The organism is Streptomyces sp. NPDC107559 (assembly GCF_055657365.1).
Genome location: NZ_JBVKBD010000003.1, coordinates 343,568 through 363,700 on the forward strand (window position 1 = coordinate 343,568; position 20,133 = coordinate 363,700).

Genomic DNA, 20,133 nt, shown 5'->3' on the forward strand with positions numbered 1-20,133 from the left:
GTGTCATGACCTAGCCTGCGCAGTCTGATTCCACTTTCGTTCCGGGGGGTTCGAAACACCGTGCGCAGACGCACTCTTCCGGTAGCAACGGCACTCGCCGTCGTCTTCAGCTCCGTCGCGCTCCTCGCGACCGGCGCGGGGTCGGCAACGGCCGACTCCAGCACCTCCCTGTCCCTTCGTTCGACCGGCGACATGGTCGTCGACGGGGTGCACCACCGGGTCTTCATCAGCGACCCGACCAGCGGTCAGATCGTGGTGACCGACTACGCGGGCCAGGTCGTCAAGACGATCGGCTCGCTGCCCGGAGTCCTCGGTCTGGAACTGTCCGCCGACTCCGCCACCCTCTACGCGGCCGTGGGCGACGCCGACGCGATCGCCGCCGTCGACACGGCGACCGCGACCGAGGCCCACCGCTACTCCACCGGCACCGCCGACCCGCAGTACCTCGCCCAGGCGGGCGGCAAGCTGTGGTTCGGTTACGGCGGCGCCGCCCAGGGCAACATCGGCTCGCTGGACCTCTCCGGCGCCGAGCCGGTCGTCACGCTCGCCCAGAACACCGGCCGTTCCTGGTACTCCGCCCCGATCCTGGACGCCTCCCCCGGCGCCCCGGACACGCTCGTCGCGGGCGCCGTCAGCCAGAGCCCGGTCGAGCTCGCGGTGTACGACGTGTCCTCGGGCACTCCGGCGCAGACCGCGTTCGCCTTCGACCCGGGCAGCACCGGCGGCGGCAACCTCGCCGACCTGGCGGTCACCCCGGACGGCAAGGACGTCGTCACGGCCAGCGGTGCCCCGTACTACCAGGCGGTCTACAAGCTCACGGACCTGTCCAAGGACGGCAAGTACGTGACGAACCCGTACCCGAACGCGGTGGACATCGCCCCCAACGGCGATGTCGCGGCGGGTACCTCCTCCTACGGCGAGCCGGACGTCCACGTCTTCAAGCCCGGCACCTCGCTGCCGCTGCGGCAGTTCACGTTCGACGGAAGCCTCGCCCCGCGCGGTGTGGCCTGGGCGCCGGACAGCAGCAAGCTGTTCGCGATATCCACCACCGGCAGCGGCTACGCGCTGCGCGTGTACGACGACCCGACCAAGGCGGCCAGCACGCTGACGGCCACCGCGCCGGCCACCGCCGTCCCCGGCAAGGCGCTCACCGTCACGGGCACGCTGGCCTCCACGGTCGCGTTCCCCGCGGACGCCACGGTCACCGTCACCCGCACCGACACCGCGTCCCCGGACGGCCAGGTGCTCGGCACGGCCACGGTCGCCGCCGACGGCACCTACTCGTTCGCCGACACCCCGTCGGCCGAAGGCACGGCGACGTACTCCGTCACCTACGCGGGCGACGCCGATCACGCCGGCGCCAACGCCTCGGCCGCCGTGACCGTCTCCAGGACCGCCACCACGCTGACGGCCACCGCGCCGGCCACCTCCATCCGCGGCAAGGCGCTCACCGTCACGGGCACGCTGACCCCTGCGGCCGGGCTCGCCGAGGGCACCACGGTCACCCTCACCCGCACCGACACCACGTCCCCGGACGGCCAGGACCTCGGCACGACCACCGTCGCCGCCGACGGCACCTACACCTTCACCGACACCCCGTCGGCCGAGGGCACGGCGACGTACTCCGTCACCTACGCGGGCGACGCCCAGCACACCGGCGCCACCGCCTCGACCGTGGTGTCGGTCACCAAGAACGCCACCACACTGACGGTCACCGCACCGGCCACCGCCACCCGCGCCAAGGCCCTCACCGTCAAGGGCACGCTGACCTCGGCGGCCGCGTTCCCCGCGGGCACCAAGGTCACGGTCACCCGCACGGACGAGGAGTCCCCCGCGGGCAAGGTGCTCGGCACGGCCCCGGTCACCAACGGGTCGTACGCCTTCACCGACATCCCGGCGTCCGGCGGCAAGGTGACGTACTCCGTCGGCTACGCGGGCGACGCCGACCACATCGGCGCCAACGCCTCGGCCTCGGTGGCCGTCTCCAAGAACGCCACCACGCTGACGGTGAACAACACCGGCAAGGTGTACGGCTACGGCGCCGACGTGACGTTCACCGCGCACCTCGGCAGCACCTACAAGAACCGCACGGTGGAGATCTGGGCCGACCCGTACGGCTCCGACAAGCCCAACGCCCTGGTCAAGAAGGGCACGGTCAACTCCAGCGGCAACCTCACGGCCACGCTCCACCTCGGCCGCGACACCAAGGTCACCGCGAAGTTCACCGGCGACTCCCGGACCGCGGCGCTGTCCGCGTCCTCCACGGTCTACACCCAGGTGAAGGTCTCGACGGCGCTCAGCGGCGCCTACAAGACCGCGCGGGCGTGGAACGAGACGTACGCCTACTTCCACAGGACCAAGGACCCGGTCGCCACCACGACCATGACCACGTACCCGGGTCGCAAGTACCAGATGCAGATCCAGCAGTACTACGGCGGCGCCTGGCACACCACGTACTCCGGGTACTGGGCGCTCGGCTCCACCGGCAAGGACGCGCTCACCCTGGACGGCGCCCCGGCCGTCGGTGACCGCTTCCGGGTCCGCTCCGGCTACGTCGACACCAAGTCCGGCGACAACGTCAACGCGACGACGTACGGCTCCTGGAAGTACTTCGTCTACACCAAGTGATCCCGCGGGCGCGGGGGTTGCGGCCCAGGCCGCTGTCCCCGCGCCTGCAACTCGTCCAGCCGCCGCTGGACATGCCCGAGCGCGCCCTCGCGCCTGCCGGGCACCCGGCCGCGCAACTGCGCGAGCGCCGAACCGAGTTCACGCGAGCGGGCCGGGTCGCGCAGCTGCCCCCACTGATGGTGCGCCCGGTCCACGGCCGCCTCCACCGCCGGGGCGTCCGGGGCCTGTCCGGCCGCCAGCCGGGCCCCGGCCACCGCGAGCCAGGTACGGCAGCTGCGCTCCGCGTCCCCCGCGAACATCGCCAGATCGGCCCGCACCTCCGCCCAGTGCAGGGCGTCGTCCGAGGCCGGCCCGTGGGCCAGTACGGCGGCCTGCTCCCAGCGCGCGGCGAGCGCGTCGGCCTCGGCGTGCCGGCCGCACTGCACGGCGGCCGTCAGGGAGGCGTGCGGATCGCCGGCCACCGGCGCGTGCACGGCCAGCGCGACGCCCGCCGTCCCGTCCTCGCCGGCCAGCCTGCCCCAGGCCTGCTGGTGCAGTTGTTCCAGGGCCGGCCGGTGGCCGCTGCGCAGAATCGTCGCGACCGCCTTCATGTACGCGGGCACGGCCACCGCCCGGCGGGCCGGCGGCGGCGCGATCCGCCCGTAGACGGCGGCGGTGCGCCCACAGTCCAGCGGCGCGGTCCGCAGCAGCTCCCAGGTCTCGGCGTCCGCGTGCAGGTCGAGCAGGAGCGTCGTGCTGCCGGGCGCCCGCAGCCGCAGTTCCTCCCGGAACCAGTGCCAGGGGAACGCCGTGTAGCGCACGCTCGCCGGGGTGGTGCGGGCGAGCGCCAGATGGGGCAGGCGCTGACGGCGGTCGAGCTGGAGCTGGCCGGTCACGAACACGGTCAGCGGGCCGGGGGCCGCCGCGGCCGCGCGCAGCCGGGTGAGCACCGCCTGCGGCTCCAGCGGGTCGGCCAGCTCGACGACGTTCGCGGTGTCCGCACCGGCCAGTACCGCGGGCGGCACCGCCGCGAGCACGGGGAGCACGGACGCCGCGTCCACCAGACACCCCCTGCCCACGGGTGAGGCCGCGAGCAGCAGCACGGTTCCGGGCATGGTCCCTCCCCCTGTCGATCACCTACGGCAGCACCGTAACCGCTGCGGCTGCAAAGGGTCGGGTCAGGACGGCGAATGTCCGTCCCAGGGGGTCTCGCCGCCCGTGCTCCGCGGCCGTACGGCGAAGATCGTCGTGTCGTCGTCGAGGCGCCCCGAGCTGTGCCGCAGGGTGTCGTCCCGGACGAAGCCGACCAGGCGACCGGGTTCGGTGGCACGCGGGTCGAGGGCGAGCGCGCGGGACACCTCGTCGGCGAGCGGGTAGAACCGCCCGGCCCGGTCCCGCGCCTCGGTCACCCCGTCCGTGACCAGCAGCAGGGTCTCGCCGGGCGCCAGCGTCACCCGACGCACGGTGGGCGGCCCCGCGGCGCCCACCAGGTCGCACAGGCCCAGCGGCAGTCCGTCCCCCTCCGGCAGGGCCCGTACCCCGTCGGGCCCGACGGCCAGCGGCGGCTCGTGGCCGAAGACGGCCAGCTCCACCGTCGGGGGGCCGGACAGCGGGAAGCCGATGAGCACGGCGGTGGCGAAGCGGTCGCCTTCGTCGCGGCCGAGCGACTGGGCGTGTTCGCGGTGGCGCAGCATCCGCGTCTCCAGGCGCGCGGCCACCGTCGCCAGTTCCGCCTCGTGGTATCCCGCCTCGCGGAAGGTGCCCAGCAGCGCGGCCGCCGCCTCCACCGCGTACAGCCCCTTGCCCTGGACGTCGCCGAGCAGGACCCGGGTGCCGTGCGGTCCGGGCTGGATGTCGTAGAAGTCGCCGCCGACCCTGGCCACGCTGTCGGCCGCGAGGTAGACGGCCGCATGGTCCAGGCCGCCCCAGACCGGCGCCAACGGGCGCAGCACGGTACGGCGGGTGGTCTCGGCGATGTCCATCATGTGCACCATCCGCAGCTCGCCGCGCGCCCGGATCGCGCAGGCCAGGAGGGCGAGGATGCCGCCGACGGCGATGAGGATGAAGTCGGGCAGACCATTCCGCAACGGGTGCGGCCAGGAACTGTCCACGGCGAGGTAGGTGACGAGCCCGAGCCCCACGAACACGGCCGTGCCCCACACGCCGCAGAAGGCGGCGGCGAGGGCGGGCACGAGCACGAGCCAGGAGGCGGTCCGGAACTCGCCGCCGGTGCCGAAGTCGGTCAGCGCGATGCCGACGAGCAGCAGCAGCGGCGCCAGCCAGGCGACGTTGACCCCGCCCACCCGCAGCAGGTCGAGCCGGAGCGGGGCGTCGAAATGCCCGGCCCGGGCATACCGGACGAGCCAGTTCAGCGTCCTCCGGGCACCGTCACTCACGGTGCCCAGCGAAACATGAGGGTGGCGGTGTTGCATCTCCGCCGACTTGCCAGCACCCCTGCCCAGGTGTGCGCTGGTAACGGGGGGTCGAGAGGGAGGAGTGCTCTCATGGCTCATGCGGCACCCGCGCGCAGGACACGCGGATCCACCATGGACGTCTTCGGTGCACGGACCCACAGGACGGCGGAGTGGGCGGTGCCCGTCGTGCTCGGGCTCGTCTACGGCTACTGGGCCGCGGCCAACCGCCGCAGCGGCGGACCCATCACGGGCTGGAACCTGCTGTTCGGGTTCGTGACGACGATCGCCTTCGTCGCGATCTGGATGGCGATACGCAGGCTCACCCCGTTGATGCGGCGCGAAATGCACGCCCTGGTGTGGGCGGCGTTCGCGGGCAGCGCGTTCGGCTTCCTGTACAGCCAGACGGGCGCGACCATCATGCGGTCCGTGGGCTGGTCACTGCTGATCGGAGCGATCTGCTTCGTGGTGATGTTCTACCGCTACTACACGCACGAGGACGCGGCGGGCCATCGGATCTCCTGACCCCCGGCGGCGAGCGGAACGGCGAATGGACCCCGGCTGTGGCCGGGGCCCATTCGTTTCCCTCATCCCTCCACTCGCCGGGCGACGGGAGTTGCCGTCCGCGCCGCCCGTCGAGGCTTCGGACGTGTTCAGCAGTACGGCACGCGCAGGCCGTACGTGTACACGAAGCCGGCCGGGGCCCAGGCCCGGACACCGGAGAGCCAGTACCAGTACGGGTTGCCGTTGAAGCTCGGACCCAGCACCACGCACTGCACGCTGTCCTGGAAACCGGGCAGCAGCCGGTTCACCACGGGCGAGACGGGCGTGGGCAACTGCCGTACGTCCAGCCATCCGGGGGCCACGACGACGCCCGGGGTCCAGAAACCGAAACCGCCGAATGTTCCCGCGCCGCCACCATGTCCTCGGGCGAGGGTCGACGGGGCTGCCGTCGCGGTGGTGCCCGCCGACGTCACGGCGAGGATGCCACTGGTGAGCAGGGCCGCGGCCAGGGTCCGCAGGGCCGTAGTGGTGCGCATGATCGACCTCCTTCTCCCCTGAACCAGGAAACACCCGTCCGGGTGAACCCTCCACCGGAGCGCGGACCGCCCAGTTCCGCCAAGGGCTCCCCGTTCGGCGGGACCTGTGCACCCGTCCGCAGTCACCCCGCTCGCGCTCCGCGGGCGCGGGACCTTTTCTGGAAGCGTGTCCCGCCCCCTGCGTACCGCTCTGTCGGCCGTGCTGATCGCGCTGGCGTGCCTGCTGGCGCCGCTCGGCGCGCTGTCGGCGTGGGCCGCGTACGGGCTGACGGACACCGACCGGTACGTCACCGCGATGGCGCCGCTGGCCGACGACCCGGACGTCCGCGAGGCCGTCGCGGACACCGTCGGCGACGGCATCATGCGCGAGGTGGACCGGCGAAGGACGGTGGTGCGCCCGCTGCGCGGCACGGTGGCGCCGTTCGTGCACGAGGCGGTGCGCTCGCTCACCCGCACGGAGGCCTTCCGCACCGCCTGGAACGAGGGCAACCGGGCCACCCACGACGCCGTCCTGCGCGCACTGCGCGGCGAGCACGACCGTACGGTCACCGTCGATCTCGCCCCGGTCACCGTCGAGGTCAAACGTCACCTCGTCGACGCCCACGTGGCGTTGGCGGACCACATCCCGGTCCGGCACGCGCGGGTCCCCGTACTCACGGCCGAGGACCTGGGCCGTCTCCGGAAGGGGTACGGCGTGCTCGAAGTCGCCGGCTTCTGGCTCCCCGTCGCCGCGTGCGTCTTCGCCGTCGCCGGCATCGGCCTCGCCGTCCGCCGCCGCCGCGCGATCACCGCGACCGGTCTGGGCACCGCGGCCGGCGGCGCCCTGCTGGCCCTCGCGGTCGCCCTCGGCCGCCGGCTGACCCTGCACGACCTGCCCGCGGAGGTCTCGCACCGGGCCGCCGGCGCGGTCTACGACGCCCTCACCTCCACCCTGCGTACGGCGGCTTGGCTGCTGCTGGCCCTGGGGCTGACCGTGGCGGTCGGCGCCCAGCTCGCCCGCCGTCACCACGCCCGCCGCCGCGCCTCGGCGGCGGCCGCCGCGGCCCAGCCGCAGGAACCGACCCGTGCCCGCATCTGACGCCCCGAAGACCGCCGGACGCCGTCACGCCCCGGCCCCGCCTCCGCCCGTGCGTGCCGTCTCCGCCAGAGTCCGCAGCGCGCGCGTCAGCTCGGCCTCGGAGACCGAGGCGAGACCGAGCCGCACCGCGTCCGGCGTCCGGCCCGGGTCCACGGCGAAGGCGGGTCCCGGCGTGACGGCGATCCCATGCGCGGCCGCGGCGGCCGTGAAGGTGTCGGCGCGCCAGGGCGCGGGCAGGTCCCACCAGACGAAGCAGGAGTGCGGGTCGGTCCGCACGGTGAATCCGGCCAGTTCCCGCGCGACGATGTCCTGCCGCCGCGCCGTGTCCGCGCGCTTGGCCGCCGCCAGCCGCCGCACCGTGCCGTCCCCGGCCCACCGCACGGCCGCCTCCAGCGCGAACCGCCCCACGCTCCAGCCCCCGGAACGGACCGCCGCGGCCACGCTCTCCACCCGCCCGGGCGGTACGGCCAGGAAACCGGCGGCGAGTCCGGGCGCGACCCGCTTGGACAGCCCGTCGACGACATGGGTCAGCCCGGGTGCACCGGCGGCGAACGGGGTGTCCCCGGGACGCAGGAAGGACCAGACGCGGTCCTCCACGACGGGCAGCTCGAGGTCGGTGACGGCCCGCGCGATCCGCTGCCGCCGCTCGGGCGGGGTGGTGACCGAGGTCGGGTTGTGCAGCACCGGCTGGAGGTAGAGCGCGGACAGGGGAGCGGAGCGGTGGGCGGCGGCGAGGGACTCCGGGCGCAGCCCGTCCGCGTCGGTGGCCAGCGGGACCAGGACGATGCCCAGCCGGGCGGCGATCTCCTTGACCAGCGGATACGTCAGCTCCTCGACCCCGACCCGGCCGCCGGGGCGGACCAGGGAGGCGAGGGCGGCGGCGACGGCCTGGCGCGCGTTGCCGGTGAAGAGCAGCTGCGCGGGGTCGGGGCGCCAGCCCGGGGCGGCCAGCAGGGCGGCCGCGGCGGCGCGGGCCTCGGCGGTGCCGGTGGCGGCCGCCGGACGCAGCGACTCGGCCAGCACGTCGGGCCGCAGCAGTGGCGCGAGGGCGGGCGCGAGAAGCTCGGACTGACCGGGCGCGGAGGGGTAGTTGAGCTCCAGGTTGACCGGCGCGCGGGTCGCCTCCTCGGTCAGGGCGCGACCGGTGGGCCCCGCCGCCGCGGCCCGCACGAAGGTGCCGCGGCCGACCTCGCCCACCACCAGTCCACGCCGCACGAGTTCGCCGTACACCCGCCCCGCGGTCGACCCGGCGATCCCGTGCCGGCGCGCGAACAGCCGCTGCGGAGCCAGCCGTTGGCCTGGGCTGAGCCGCCCGGCGGCGATGTCGTCGGCTATGCGGTCGGCTATGCGCCGGTAGTCGTCCATCCGAGCCCCCACTGGATTGCACCGAGAGCAAAGATCTTATTGCACCGAGTAGTTGATACGTCCTAGGGTCGAACACATGCCGCCCTTCCTCGCGTACGAGGACAAAGGGCCGGATATCCACCCGGCTCCCGAAGTCCCCGGCACCCCCCATGTCCCCCACCCTCCCCGCGTCCCGCTCGTACTCGTCCACGGTCACCCCTTCGACCGCACGATGTGGGCCCCGCAGATCGAGGCGTTCTCGTCCGGGCGCCGCGTCGTCGCCCCCGACCTGCGCGGCTACGGCGCCTCACCGGTGGTCCCCGGCCGCACCCCGCTGTCCGTCTTCGCCCGGGACGTCGAGGCACTCCTGGACGACCTGGAGATGGACACCTTCGTCCTGGCCGGCCTGTCGATGGGCGGCCAGATCGCGATGGAGTGCCAGGACCGCTTCGGCGACCGCGTCCGGGGCCTGGTCCTGGCGGACACCTTCCCGGGGGCGGAGACCCCCGAGGGCAGGGTCGCCCGCAACGCCATGGCGGACCGGCTGCTGCGCGAGGGCATGCGCGGCTACGCCGACGAGGTCCTGGACAAGATGGTCGCCCCCGGCGCGGCCCCGGCCGTCAAGTCCCACGTCCACCGCATGATGACCGCCGCGCACCCCGAGGGCGCCGCCGCCGCGCTCCGCGGCCGCGCCGACCGCCCCGACTACCGGGACCTGCTGACCCGGGTGACGATCCCCGCCCTGGTCGTCGTCGGCGCGGACGACACGTACACCCCGGTCGCGGACGCCGAGTCGATGCACGCCCTCCTGCCCGACTCCACGCTCCGGGTGATCGAGGGCGCGGCCCATCTGCCGAACCTGGAACGGCCGGCCGAGTTCAACGCCGCACTGGAGGCGTTCCTGGTCCGGGTGGACGCGCAGCCCTAGAACCCCGAACAAAACGCCCATAATGGGCCCATGTCGCGAGAGTTCCCCACCGGCCTGACCCCTCCCGACTGGCTGGTGCGGAACCTCCGGCCCCGGCAGGCCCCGGTCAACCGCGCCGCCGCAGTCCGCGCCTCGATCGCCATGGCGCTCCCGCTGGCCGTCGGACTCGCCGCCGGCCGGCCCGACTGCGGCGCCCTCGCGTCCATGGGCGGCATGTCCGGCGTCATCAGCGACACCGCCGACGCCTACCGGCTACGGATCCTGCACATCGCGATCCCCCAGCTGTTCGGCGCCGTCGGCGTCACTCTCGGCGCCCTCGTCCTCGGCCACGGCTGGGTCGCCGTCGCCACCCTCACCGGCATCGCGCTCGTCTCCGGGATGATCTCGACGATCGGTGCCGTGGCCTCCGCGTCGGGCCTGGTCCTGCTGCTGAACTCGGTGATCGGCGCGGGCCTGCCGCTGCCCGGCGCCTGGTGGCTGGCGCCGGTCCTGATGTCCGGCGGCGGACTGCTGGTGCTGCTCCTCGGACTGCTCTTCTGGCCGCTGCGCTCCGGGGTGCCGGAACGGGTCACGGTCGCCGACAGCTACCGCGCCGTCGCCGACCTGCTCGCCGCCTGCGGCAGCGCGGTGCCCGGCGAGTACGACGAGGCCCGGCGCGTCGTCACCGAGTCGCTGAACAAGTCGTACGACGTCATCCTGGCCCGTCGCACCCACCTGCACGGCCGCAGCCCCGACCTCACCCGTCTGCTCGCGCAGCTGAACGCCGTCACCCCGGTGGTCGAGGCCGCCCCGGCCGCGCACCAGAGAGGCCACCGGCTGCCGTCCCGGGTCGCGGAGACGGTACGGCGGCTCGCCGCCGCCGTGGAGGCCGGCCGCACCGGCCCGACGCCGATCGACCTGCCCACCCCCACCGACGAGGCGGGCCGCGCCGTCGAGCACGCCCTGCGCCACGCCGCCGAGGTCGTGGCCGCCCCCGACGTGGAGCTGCTCGGTCCGGCCGCCGCACCGGCGCCGCCCGGACGCGGCACCGCCGCCGTCCCGGTCACCGTCTCCGCCGTTCCCGCCACCGCGCTGCACGTCCGCGCCGCCCGGGCCGCCCGCGGCGCCGCCCTCTCCGCCGCCGCCTGGCGCTACGGCCTGCGGCTGGCCCTGTGCATCGGGCTCGCCCAGGTCCTGGTCTCGACCATCCCGGTCCCCCGCTCCTACTGGGTCGCCCTCACCATCACCTTCGTCCTCAAGCCCGACTTCGGCTCCGTCTTCTCCCGGGCGCTGCTGCGCGCGCTGGGCACGGTGGCCGGCCTGGTCGTCGCGGCGGCGGTGCTGACACAGGTGCCGCGCGGCTGGTGGGACGTACCGACGATGATGCTGCTGGCCCCGCTGATCCCGATCCTCACGCCGCGCGGCTACGGCTACCAGACGGCGGCCATCACCCCGGTGATGCTGCTGCTCTCCGACATCCTCAACCACCTGGGCACGGCCCTGCTCCTCCCGCGTCTGGTGGACTCCCTGGCGGGCTGCGCGATCGCGCTGGTGGCGGGCTATCTCCTGTGGCCCGAGAGCTGGCACACCCGGGTCGGCGACCGCCTGGCGGACGCGGTCGCTGACACCGCCCGCTACGTCGAGTCCGCGTTCGGCGCGGGAACGGCCCCCGCGGTCCGCGCCCGGATGCGCCGGCGCCTCTACCGCGACCTGTCCGACGTCCGTACGGAGTTCCAGCGCGCGCTGACCGAACCGCCGCCCGTCGGCCGGCGCGCCGCCGCCTGGTGGCCGCTCGTCGTCGCCGTGGAGCGCATCGTGGACGCCACGACCGCGGCCCGGGTCCGGGTGAAGCACGGGGCCGCACCGCCGTCCGCGGCCGAGGTGTCCCAGGTGGCACGGCAGCTGGGAGAGCTGTCCGCGGGCCTGCGGGAGGCGACGACCCTGGTCGCGGTGCGCAGCGACCTCACGGGACCGGCGGACAGCGTCCTGGAACCGGTACGCCAGGAGGTCGCGGCGGCCCGGGCGATCGCGTCCCCGCACTGAGCGCCGGCCGGCGGGTGCCGAGGGTACGTGCGTACGGCGCCGTCGAGGAGGGGTGAACGAGAGTGAACCCATGGACGCGGCAAGGGTGTTAACCATGGGGGCGGCACGGCCGGGGACACGGTGTTGACACAGGCGGCCCGACGTCACTCACCCCACCCCAAGATCACCACCTGGGGCCGCTAACCTTACGTGTCCGTCCTGGCCAGGGATTAACGGGCATCAACTCACGCGAAGGGTTGCGCACATGGGCATTCTGACTCTCCTGCGGAACGCATTCGGCCGCTCACGCAAGGATCACGCCGCCGAGACAAAGGGTGCGGAGCAGATTCCCTCGCAGGAGACGGTCCCCACTCAGGAACCGACGGCCCCCTCCGAGGAGCCGGCATCGGAACCCACGGCAAGCGCCCAGGTCCCCGAGCCGCGCAGCACGTCCGAGCAGGACGAACACGAACTGGTGGCTGCGGCCTTCGACAACGTGACGGTCCCGAAGCCGACGGAGTCGCCGGAGACCGAACCTACGACCGAGACCGAGGCCGAGCCGGCGGCTGAGGTCGAGCCGGTAGCCGAGGCCGAGCCGGCCGCCAAGCCCGAGACCGAGCCGGTCGCCGAAGCCGAGGCCGAGCCGGCGGCTGAGGTCGAGGCCGAGCCGGTCACCGAGCCGGAGGCCGAGGCTGAGCCGGTGGCTGAGGTCGAGGCCGAGCCGGCCGCCGAGCCGGAGGCTGAAGCGGAGGCCGAGCCGGAGGCTGAGCCGGTCGCCGAAGCAGAGCCTGTGGCTGAAGCGCAGGCCGAGCCGGTCACCGAAGCCGAGGCAGAGCCGGTGGCTGACGCCGAGCCGACGGCCGAGGTCCCCTCGGAGCCGGAAGCCGAGCCGACGCCGGAACCCGCGGCCGAAGCCGAAGCCGAGCCGGAGGCCGAGGCGCCTGCGGAGCCGGTGACGGAGACCGCCGCCGAGCCCGAGACTGCGGACGAGCCGGTCGCCGAGGTGACGCCCGCGGCGGACCCCGAGCCCGCGACCGAGCCCGCTGCCGAAGCGGAGCCCGAGCCTGAAGCGGAAGCGGAACCCGTCACCGAGCCCGAGACCGAGCCGGTCGAGGCCACCACCGACCCCGAGCCGGAGCCCGAGCCCGAGCCCGAGCCGACGCTCACGGCGGAGCCCGAGCCCGAGTCGGACCCCGAGCCCGCGCTCGCGACGGAGTCGGCCCCCGAGCCCGAGTCCGCGCCCGAGGCCGAGACCGTCGCCCCGCTCGACGCCACCGCTCCCGGTCTCGCCACCGCCCACAGCGCCGCCACCGCCGCCCTGGCGAAGAGCGGCCTCACCGGCACCCGGGCGAAGCTGTACCTCGTGCTCGACCGCTCCGCGTCGATGCGCCCCTACTACAAGGACGGCTCCGCCCAGGCCCTCGCCGACCAGACCCTCGCCCTCGCGGCGACCCTGGACGCCGACGCCACGGTGCACGTCGTCTTCTTCTCCACGGAGGTGGACGGCACCGCCGACCTCACCCTCGCCGACCACGAGAACCGGATCGACGAGCTGCACGGCTCCCTCGGCCGCATGGGCCGTACGAGCTACCACGCGGCCGTGGAGGCGATCGTCGCCCACTACCGGAAGTCCGGCACGACGGATCCCGCCCTGGTCGTCTTCCAGACCGACGGCGCCCCGGACGCCAAGACCCCGGCGACCCAGTCCCTCACGGACGCCGCGAAGAACGACCCGTCCCTCTTCTTCTCCTTCGTCGCCTTCGGTGACCTGGAGAACAAGGCCTTCGACTACCTCCGCAAGCTGAACACCGGCAACGCGGCCTTCTTCCACGCGGGCCCGACCCCGCGCGAGCTCACGGACGCCGAGCTGTACGAGGGCGTACTGGCCGCCTGGCGTCCGTAACCACCGGCCGACCGGCCGTACCGCCGGGCACCACCCGCGCCGTCCGCTTCCCAACCCGTAAAACGGGAGGCGGGCGGCGTACCCATGTCGGCTACGATTTCAAGGTTCATAGACGACCAGAGAACCGATGATCGTCACCCCGCGTAGCGACTTGGGAGCAGCCCGCGATGGCTCGACACCTCATCACCAGCGCCCTTCCGTACATCAACGGGATCAAGCACCTGGGCAACATGGTGGGGTCCATGCTCCCGGCGGACGTGTACTCCCGGTACCTCCGCCAGCGCGGCCACGACGTCCTCTACATCTGCGCGACGGACGAGCACGGCACGCCCGCCGAGCTCGCGGCCAAGGAGCAGGGCCTGCCGGTGGCCGAGTTCTGCGCCCAGGCGCACGACGCGCAGAAGGCGGTCTACGACGGCTTCGCGCTCGCGTTCGACTACTTCGGCCGCAGCTCGTCCCCGGAGAACCGGGACATCACCCAGCACTTCGCCCGCAAGCTGAACGAGAACGGCTTCATCGAGGAGCGGGCGATCCGCCAGGTGTACTCCCCGGCCGACGGCCGCTTCCTCCCGGACCGCTATGTCGAGGGCACCTGCCCGCACTGCGGCTACGACAAGGCCCGCGGCGACCAGTGCGAGAACTGCACCCGCGTCCTGGACCCGACCGACCTGATCGACCCGCGTTCGGCGATCTCCGGCTCCACCGACCTGGAGGTCCGCGAGACCAAGCACCTCTTCCTCCTCCAGTCCAAGCTCCAGCACGAGGTCGAGGCCTGGGTCTCGCGCCACGAGGCGGACTGGCCGCAGCTGGCCTCCTCCATCGCCCGCAAGTGGCTGACCGAGGGGCTGCACGACCGGGCGATCACCCGTGACCTGGACTGGGGCGTCCCGGTCCCGGCGGACACCTGGCCGGAGCTGGCGGCGGAGGGCAAGGTCTTCTACGTCTGGTTCGACGCCCCGATCGAGTACATCGGCGCGACGAAGGAGTGGGCGGACCAGGACCCGGAGAACCGGGACTGGAAGTCCTGGTGGTACGAGGCCGACGACACCGTCCGCTACACGGAGTTCATGGCCAAGGACAACGTCCCGTTCCACACGGTGATGTTCCCCGCCACCGAGCTCGGCGTGCGCGAGCCGTGGAAGAAGGTCGACTACGTCAAGGCCTTCAACTGGCTGACGTACTACGGCGGCAAGTTCTCCACGTCCCAGAAGCGCGGTGTCTTCACCGACCAGGCGCTGGACATCCTCCCGGCCGACTACTGGCGCTACTTCCTGATCGCCAACGCCCCGGAGTCGGACGACTCGTCCTTCACCTGGGAGCACTTCACGGCGACGGTGAACAAGGACCTGGCCGACACCCTGGGCAACTTCGTCAACCGGGTGCTGTCCTTCTCCCGCAAGCGCTTCGGCGACGACGTCCCGGCGGGCGGCGAGTCGGGCGAGGCGGAGGCGCGTCTGGGCGAGGAGATCGCCCGGCTGCTCGCCGAGTACGAGTCCCAGATGGAGGCCCTCCAGTTCCGCAAGGCCGCGGCGGCGCTGCGCGCCCTGTGGTCGGCGGGCAACTCCTATCTGGAGGAGAAGGCCCCCTGGCTGGAGATCAAGACCGACAAGGACGGCGCGGCTCTCACCCTGCGCACGGCGATGAACCTGATCCACCTCTACTCGGTGGTCTCGGAGCCGTTCATCCCGGCGACGGCGGCGACGATGCGCGCGGCCTTCACCCTCTCCGACGACACGGCGGCCTGGGTCACCGAGGCCGAGGCGAAGTCCCTCACCGCGGTCCCCGCCGGCACCCCGTTCACGGTTCCGCCGGTCCTCTTCGCCAAGCTCACGGACGAGGACCTGGAGACCTACAAGGAGCGCTTCGGCGGTTCGCCGGAGTAGCCGCGGCTCTTCCGACAGCGGGCCCGGTGACGTCGTACGGCGTCACCGGGCCCGCTGTGCTGCGTCACCGCACCGGGTCCGCTAGGACGCCGACGCGGACGGGGTCGCCGACGCGCTGGGCTGCGGCGGGGCGTCCTGGCCGTCATGGGTGGCGTCCGGGTCGACGCCCACCGTGATCGACCCGCGGACCCCACGGGCGATGTGCTTCCTGTCGTAGGTCAGCTTGAGCAGGCCGCCCGTGGTGCCGCTCTGGTCGTAGATCGTGTCCTCGGTGAGCGTGGTGCGCTCGGTGGTGTTGGCGGAGTACGGCGCCACCTCGGCGGAGGCGAGGACGGCCTCCTCGGTGAAGAAGAACTGGCCGGTGTGGCAGGTGTGCCCGCCCTCGTAACCGGCGTCGGTCCACTCGCCGTCCACGTGCACCTTGACGTGGATGTGCACACAACGCCCCCGGTACCAGCCCGGGAAGACCGTCCTGAAGGCGACCCGGCCGTGCCGGTCGGTCCGCCAGGTGCCACGCAGATAGCGGGTGTCGTCGGTGGGCTCCTGGTGCCCGCCGGGGTTGCCGCCACCGGGGCCGCCCGAAGGCGGTTCGCCGGTGGGCGTGCCGGTCGGGGGCTCACCGGTGGGCGCGGGGCCGCCACCGCCGCTGCCCTGGCTCTCGTAGCCGGAGTAGACGCCGGAGGCGTCGCAGTGCCAGATGTCGACGGCGGCGTTGCGGACCGGCCTGCACGTCTCGGAGTCGATCACCCTGAGGTCGAGCAGGAGCGGGATGCCCTCCCGGTCCTCGGTGACGTCCCGCCGGATCTTGTCCGCGTCGATGTAGTACGGGCCCTCGACGGCTTCGGAGGTCAGCCGGTAGCAGACCTCGGCGCCACTCGTGGCCGCGGCCGGAGTCTGTCTGCTGCCGCCGGCCTCACCGGCGAAGGCGTCCGCCGCGAACGCGCCTCCCAGACCCACCGCGGCGACCGCTCCGGTGCCCGCGACGACGACCTTGCGACGGGTCAGTTCCCTTGATTCCGGCAGCCCCTGGGGCTCCTGATTCTCTGTCATGCGCCGGAAAGCTAGGGACGCAGCCTGTCAGCGAGCTGAGAAAACGGCACTCTTTGCCCTGCCCTGAAGAGGAGGGCCGGAAATCGCCTCCGGAGCACGGCCGCACCCACATTTACATGTCACGTTCAACCTTTACAATCCGCCGCGTCACACCGGCGCACGGATGGTGCGCCAGGGACCGAGGGGGATGAACATGGCCATGAAAGGTCGTATGTCCAGAGGCAGTTGGAGATCCGCCGCCTTACTGCTCGCAGGGTTGATGGGGGCCACCCTGCTGTCGGCGGGACCGTCCTGGGCCGTCCACGGCGCCACTCCCGGGGACTTCAACGGCGACGGCTACCGCGACGCCGTCCTGCCCGCGCCGGGCGCGGACGTGGCCGGCCAGGCGGGCGCGGGCGCGGTGGTCGTCCTGTACGGGTCGAAGTCGGGGCTGTCGACGGCCCGGCGCACGACCATCACGCAGAACACCGCCGGGGTGCCCAGCTCCGCGGAGCGGGACGACGGCTTCGGGACCGCCACCGCCACCGCCGATCTCAACCGTGACGGCTACGCCGACCTGGTGGTCTCCGCGCCGTACGAGGACACCGCCGAGGGCAAGGACTTCGGTCTGGTCACGGTGTTGTGGGGCAGCAAGGGCGGCCTGACGACGGCCACCCAACTGCCGCTGCCCACCGGCCCGGCGGCGCAGGACAACGGTGCGCGGTACGGGGTGGATCTCGCCGCCCTCAGCCTCGGCGGCGGGCCGAAGGAGCGGATCGTGGTGGCCGGGACGGAGGGCACCGTGAGCTTCAACGGCCCGTTCAGCCGCACGGGCACCTACGGAACCCGCTCGGTCGCGCAGAACACCCCGTCCGTGGCGAGCGTGACGCTCGGCGACTTCAACGGCAACGGCGTCCCGGCCCAGGCCCTCGTCACCGTCGGCCTGAGCGATCTGAGCGGCGGCGCGGTCTACGCGTATCCCGAGTACGGCGACCAGCCGCTCAAGGGCAACGGTTTCATCGCCGCCTCCGGCGACGTCAACGGCGACGGATTCGCCGATCTCGTGGCCGGCGACCCGGCCGAGCCCTATGTCGCCGGCGTGGACGGCGCCTCGGGCGGCCGGGTCCTGGTCTGGTACGGCAGCGCGGCCGGTATCGGCAAGGACGCCGAACCCGTGCAGATCACGCAGAACACCGCGGGCGTGCCCGGCGTCAGCGAGAAGAACGACGCTTTCGGCGGCGCCCTCGCCGTGGCCGACCTGAACCGGGACGGACTCGCGGACATCGTCGTCGGCACGCCGTACGAGGGGGTCGCCGGCAAGAACCGCTCCGGCGAGGTGACGGTGATCCCGGGCCGCCGCTCCGGCGCGCTGGGCGCCGGTTCCTACTCCTTCAGCCAGTTCACCGCGGGCGTGGGCGGCGGCAACGAGACGGACGACTTCTTCGGCACCACCGTCTCCGTCGGCGACGTGAACAACGACGGCAGGCCCGAGCTGTTCGTCGGCGCGTCCGGCGAGAACAACTTCACCGGCGCGGTCTGGGTGTTCCCGGGCGGTGCCTCCGGTCCGACGGCCAAGGGCAGCCGGGTCTTCAACGCGGCCTCCGTCAACCTCACCCAGAAGAACGGCACGCTCCTCGGCGGCAACGGCCTGCGCGAGCTGATCTGACCTCCGCGCAGACCGTGGACGGTCCCCTCGGCCCGGGATACCTTTCGGGGATCTTGCGAAAAAAGGGGGGCCACTCATGGCACTGTTCGGCAACGCGCACACCGTCGACCCGGCTCAGGCCCAGCAGGACTTCGCACATCTGCTGGGTCCGGGCGAGCAGGTGCACGCCGCGTTCCTGCTGATCCGCGACACCATCCTGTTCACCGACCGCCGCCTGATCCTGGTCGACAAGCAGGGCATCACCGGCAAGAAGGTGGAGTACCACTCCGTCCCGTACCGCAGCATCACCCACTTCGCGGTCGAGACGGCCGGCACGTTCGACCTCGACGCCGAGCTGAAGATCTGGATCTCCGGTTCGTCGGTCCCGATCGAGAAGACCTTCACCAAGGGCGTGGACATCTACGAGGTCCAGGCGATCCTGACCCAGTTCGTGGCGAAGTAACCCGTCGGCGGTACGGCGGATCGAAGAGCGCCCGGGACGGTGACGTCCCGGGCGCTCTCGCCGGTCCGGGCGCGATCGCCCCGGGGCCGGGGCGGTCCGGACTACGCCGCCGAGGCGGACGCGCCCGGCTGCACCGCGTCGTCCGTGCCGTCATGGGTGGCGTCCGGGTCCACGCCCAGGGTCAGGGAGGCCTGCACTCCCTTCGCGATGCGCTTCTTGTCGTACTTCAGCTTGAGCAGGCCGCCCGTGGTGCCGCTCTGGTCGTAGATCGTGTCCTCGGTGAGCGTGGTGCGCTCGGTGGTGCTGGTGGAGTACGGCGCCACCTCGGCGGAGGCGAGGACGGCCTCCTCGGTGAAGAAGAACTGGCCGGTGTGGCAGGTGTGCCCGCCCTCGTAACCGGCGTCGGTCCACTCGCCGTCCACGTGCACCTTGACGTGGATGTGCACACAACGCCCCCGGTACCAGCCCGGGAAGACCGTCCTGAAGGTGACGTGACCGCTGCGGTCGGTCCGCCAGGTGCCACGCAGATAGCGCTCGTCGTCGGTCGGCTCCTCGTGGCCACCGCCGCCGGTACCGCCGGAGGGCGCGCCGGACGGGGGCTCACCCGTGGGAGTACCGGAGGGGACGTCGGTCGGTGTGCCCGAGGGGGCGTCGGTCGGTGCGCCGCCGGCGCCGGTGGACAGGCTCTCGTAGCCGGAGTAGATGCCCAGCGCGTCGCAGTGCCAGATGTCGACGGCCGCGTTCTTGATGGGCTTGCAGGTCTCGGAGTCGATCACCTTGAGGGACAGGGTCAGCGGGATGCCTTCCTTGTCCTCGGTGATGTCCTTACGGATCTTGTCCGCGTCGATGTAGTAGGGACCCTCGGTGGTCTCAGAGGTCAGCTTGTAGCAGGTCTCCGCGGCGGTGGCCGACGCGGTCGAGCCGTTGCCCGTCTCGCCGGCGAAGGCGGTCACGGCCACTCCGCCGCCCACGCTCGCCACGGCCACGGCCGCTCCGCCCGCCACGACGACCTTGCGCCGGGTCATGCTCCGCTTGTGTGCTGGTCCTTGGTTTCCCGTCATGGGCGGTGACGTTAGGCAGGGGCCCTGTCAGGAGCGTGGGGAAGGACTGTGCATTGCCATGTGCGTGCAAAAGGGGCCAGGGAGCGGCTTCTCCGGAAGCCCGGCGGTCATCTCAGGACCCTGGAGTGAAAGTCGCCACAGCGGATACGTATGGTTCTCGCCATGCCAGTCCCTGAAATCATTCCGATCGCTTACGAGCCGCAGGGCCGTACCCAGGCCGTCGGCCGCTATGCGGACGGACAGTTCCTGGGCTCGGTCACCTACGCCTTCCCCGAGAAGTACCGTCCCGACGACGGCTGGGAGGTGCACAAGCGCCTGTACTCGGTGCTGCATCTCTTCGACGCCGACGGCCGCTACCGCGACTCGGAGATCTGGTGCGCCGGCACCTGGGCCGAGCAGCAGCGGTCCCCGCACGGAGGAACGTCGGTGCTCGCCCACGCCCGCGCCCACCTGGCGACCAAGCTCCGCAGCCTGCCCCGGCGCACCTACACGGACATCGCGGTCCGGCCCTTCCGCGTCACCGTCGACGGTGTGCTGTTCGGCCTGCTGACCGGGGAGGACGAGGGCGAGGCCTGGGCCGAGCTCTACCCGGACCACCTCGGCTTCGGCGCACCCTGGGACGGGCGGTACGACACCTAGGACCTGTCGGGGAGCCTGAACGGCGAAGGGGGCCGGAAACCGGTGTCGGTTTCCGGCCCCCTTCGCAAGGGCTCGTCCGGGAGCGGGTCTCGCGTCCCGCG

Annotated in this window: 16 protein-coding genes; 10 read left to right on the forward strand and 6 right to left on the reverse strand. The window is 72.7% G+C overall.

Going from position 1 to position 20,133, the window contains the following annotated elements:
* Positions 1-60 precede the first annotated feature (60 nt).
* On the forward strand, positions 61-2,628 hold the full coding sequence (locus ACZ7OY_RS12980; RefSeq protein WP_471911451.1) for an Ig-like domain repeat protein: 2,568 nt from the start codon (positions 61-63) through the stop codon (positions 2,626-2,628).
* Here ACZ7OY_RS12980 and ACZ7OY_RS12985 read toward each other — a convergent pair.
* Entirely contained in the window at positions 2,616-3,722 is a 1,107-nt protein-coding gene (locus ACZ7OY_RS12985; RefSeq protein WP_471911452.1) for a hypothetical protein, read from the reverse strand. The genes ACZ7OY_RS12980 and ACZ7OY_RS12985 overlap by 13 nt on opposite strands.
* Positions 3,723-3,785: 63 nt before the next feature.
* Positions 3,786-5,003, reverse strand: a complete 1,218-nt coding sequence (locus tag ACZ7OY_RS12990; RefSeq protein ID WP_471911453.1) for a PP2C family protein-serine/threonine phosphatase — start codon at positions 5,001-5,003, stop codon at positions 3,786-3,788.
* Positions 5,004-5,111: 108 nt separating this feature from the next.
* Here ACZ7OY_RS12990 and ACZ7OY_RS12995 point away from each other — a divergent pair, with 108 nt between their 5' ends.
* Positions 5,112-5,543, forward strand: a complete 432-nt coding sequence (locus ACZ7OY_RS12995) for a hypothetical protein (RefSeq protein WP_471911454.1) — start codon at positions 5,112-5,114, stop codon at positions 5,541-5,543.
* Between the two features lie 128 nt (positions 5,544-5,671).
* Here ACZ7OY_RS12995 and ACZ7OY_RS13000 read toward each other — a convergent pair whose 3' ends face one another.
* A complete protein-coding gene (locus ACZ7OY_RS13000; protein WP_471911455.1) occupies positions 5,672-6,058 on the reverse strand; it encodes an SH3 domain-containing protein in 387 nt (128 codons plus the stop codon).
* Between the two features lie 166 nt (positions 6,059-6,224).
* Here ACZ7OY_RS13000 and ACZ7OY_RS13005 point away from each other — a divergent pair, with 166 nt between their 5' ends.
* Complete coding sequence (locus tag ACZ7OY_RS13005) at positions 6,225-7,136, forward strand: hypothetical protein (RefSeq protein WP_471911456.1); 912 nt, start codon at positions 6,225-6,227, stop codon at positions 7,134-7,136.
* Between the two features lie 24 nt (positions 7,137-7,160).
* On the opposite strand, the gene ACZ7OY_RS13010 is transcribed toward ACZ7OY_RS13005, so the two are convergent.
* Positions 7,161-8,501: an aminotransferase-like domain-containing protein gene (locus tag ACZ7OY_RS13010; RefSeq protein ID WP_471911457.1), complete on the reverse strand. Its 1,341-nt coding sequence runs from the start codon at positions 8,499-8,501 to the stop codon at positions 7,161-7,163.
* Between the two features lie 76 nt (positions 8,502-8,577).
* On the opposite strand from ACZ7OY_RS13010, the gene ACZ7OY_RS13015 reads away from it, so the two are divergent.
* From ACZ7OY_RS13015 to metG, 4 genes are all read left to right on the forward strand, one after another.
* Positions 8,578-9,408, forward strand: a complete 831-nt coding sequence (locus ACZ7OY_RS13015; protein WP_471911458.1) for an alpha/beta fold hydrolase — start codon at positions 8,578-8,580, stop codon at positions 9,406-9,408.
* A 30-nt stretch (positions 9,409-9,438) separates the two neighbouring features.
* A complete protein-coding gene (locus ACZ7OY_RS13020; protein WP_471911459.1) occupies positions 9,439-11,430 on the forward strand; it encodes an FUSC family protein in 1,992 nt (663 codons plus the stop codon).
* A gap of 244 nt (positions 11,431-11,674) precedes the next feature.
* A complete protein-coding gene (locus ACZ7OY_RS13025) occupies positions 11,675-13,312 on the forward strand; it encodes a VWA domain-containing protein (protein WP_471911460.1) in 1,638 nt (545 codons plus the stop codon).
* A 167-nt stretch (positions 13,313-13,479) separates the two neighbouring features.
* A complete protein-coding gene (metG, locus tag ACZ7OY_RS13030) occupies positions 13,480-15,195 on the forward strand; it encodes a methionine--tRNA ligase (protein ID WP_471911461.1) in 1,716 nt (571 codons plus the stop codon).
* Between the two features lie 81 nt (positions 15,196-15,276).
* Here the strand turns inward: metG and ACZ7OY_RS13035 are convergent, their stop codons facing one another.
* Positions 15,277-16,245 (reverse strand): intradiol ring-cleavage dioxygenase, encoded by a 969-nt coding sequence (locus ACZ7OY_RS13035; protein WP_471911462.1) that lies wholly within the window; start codon positions 16,243-16,245, stop codon positions 15,277-15,279.
* Positions 16,246-16,456: 211 nt separating this feature from the next.
* Here ACZ7OY_RS13035 and ACZ7OY_RS13040 point away from each other — a divergent pair, with 211 nt between their 5' ends.
* The gene (locus ACZ7OY_RS13040) at positions 16,457-17,890 is read left to right on the forward strand and encodes a VCBS repeat-containing protein (RefSeq protein WP_471911463.1); all 1,434 of its coding nucleotides are present in this window, start codon (positions 16,457-16,459) and stop codon (positions 17,888-17,890) included.
* 76 nt (positions 17,891-17,966) lie between these two features.
* Positions 17,967-18,332, forward strand: coding sequence for a PH domain-containing protein (locus tag ACZ7OY_RS13045; protein WP_471911464.1), 366 nt, complete (start codon positions 17,967-17,969; stop codon positions 18,330-18,332).
* Between the two features lie 101 nt (positions 18,333-18,433).
* Here ACZ7OY_RS13045 and ACZ7OY_RS13050 read toward each other — a convergent pair whose 3' ends face one another.
* A complete protein-coding gene (locus tag ACZ7OY_RS13050) occupies positions 18,434-19,393 on the reverse strand; it encodes a dioxygenase family protein (RefSeq protein ID WP_471911465.1) in 960 nt (319 codons plus the stop codon).
* A 162-nt stretch (positions 19,394-19,555) separates the two neighbouring features.
* On the opposite strand from ACZ7OY_RS13050, the gene ACZ7OY_RS13055 reads away from it, so the two are divergent.
* Positions 19,556-20,032 carry a hypothetical protein gene (locus tag ACZ7OY_RS13055; protein ID WP_351619079.1) on the forward strand — a complete coding sequence of 159 codons (477 nt, stop codon included), beginning with the start codon at positions 19,556-19,558 and terminating at the stop codon, positions 20,030-20,032.
* The last annotated feature ends 101 nt before the right edge of the window (positions 20,033-20,133 follow it).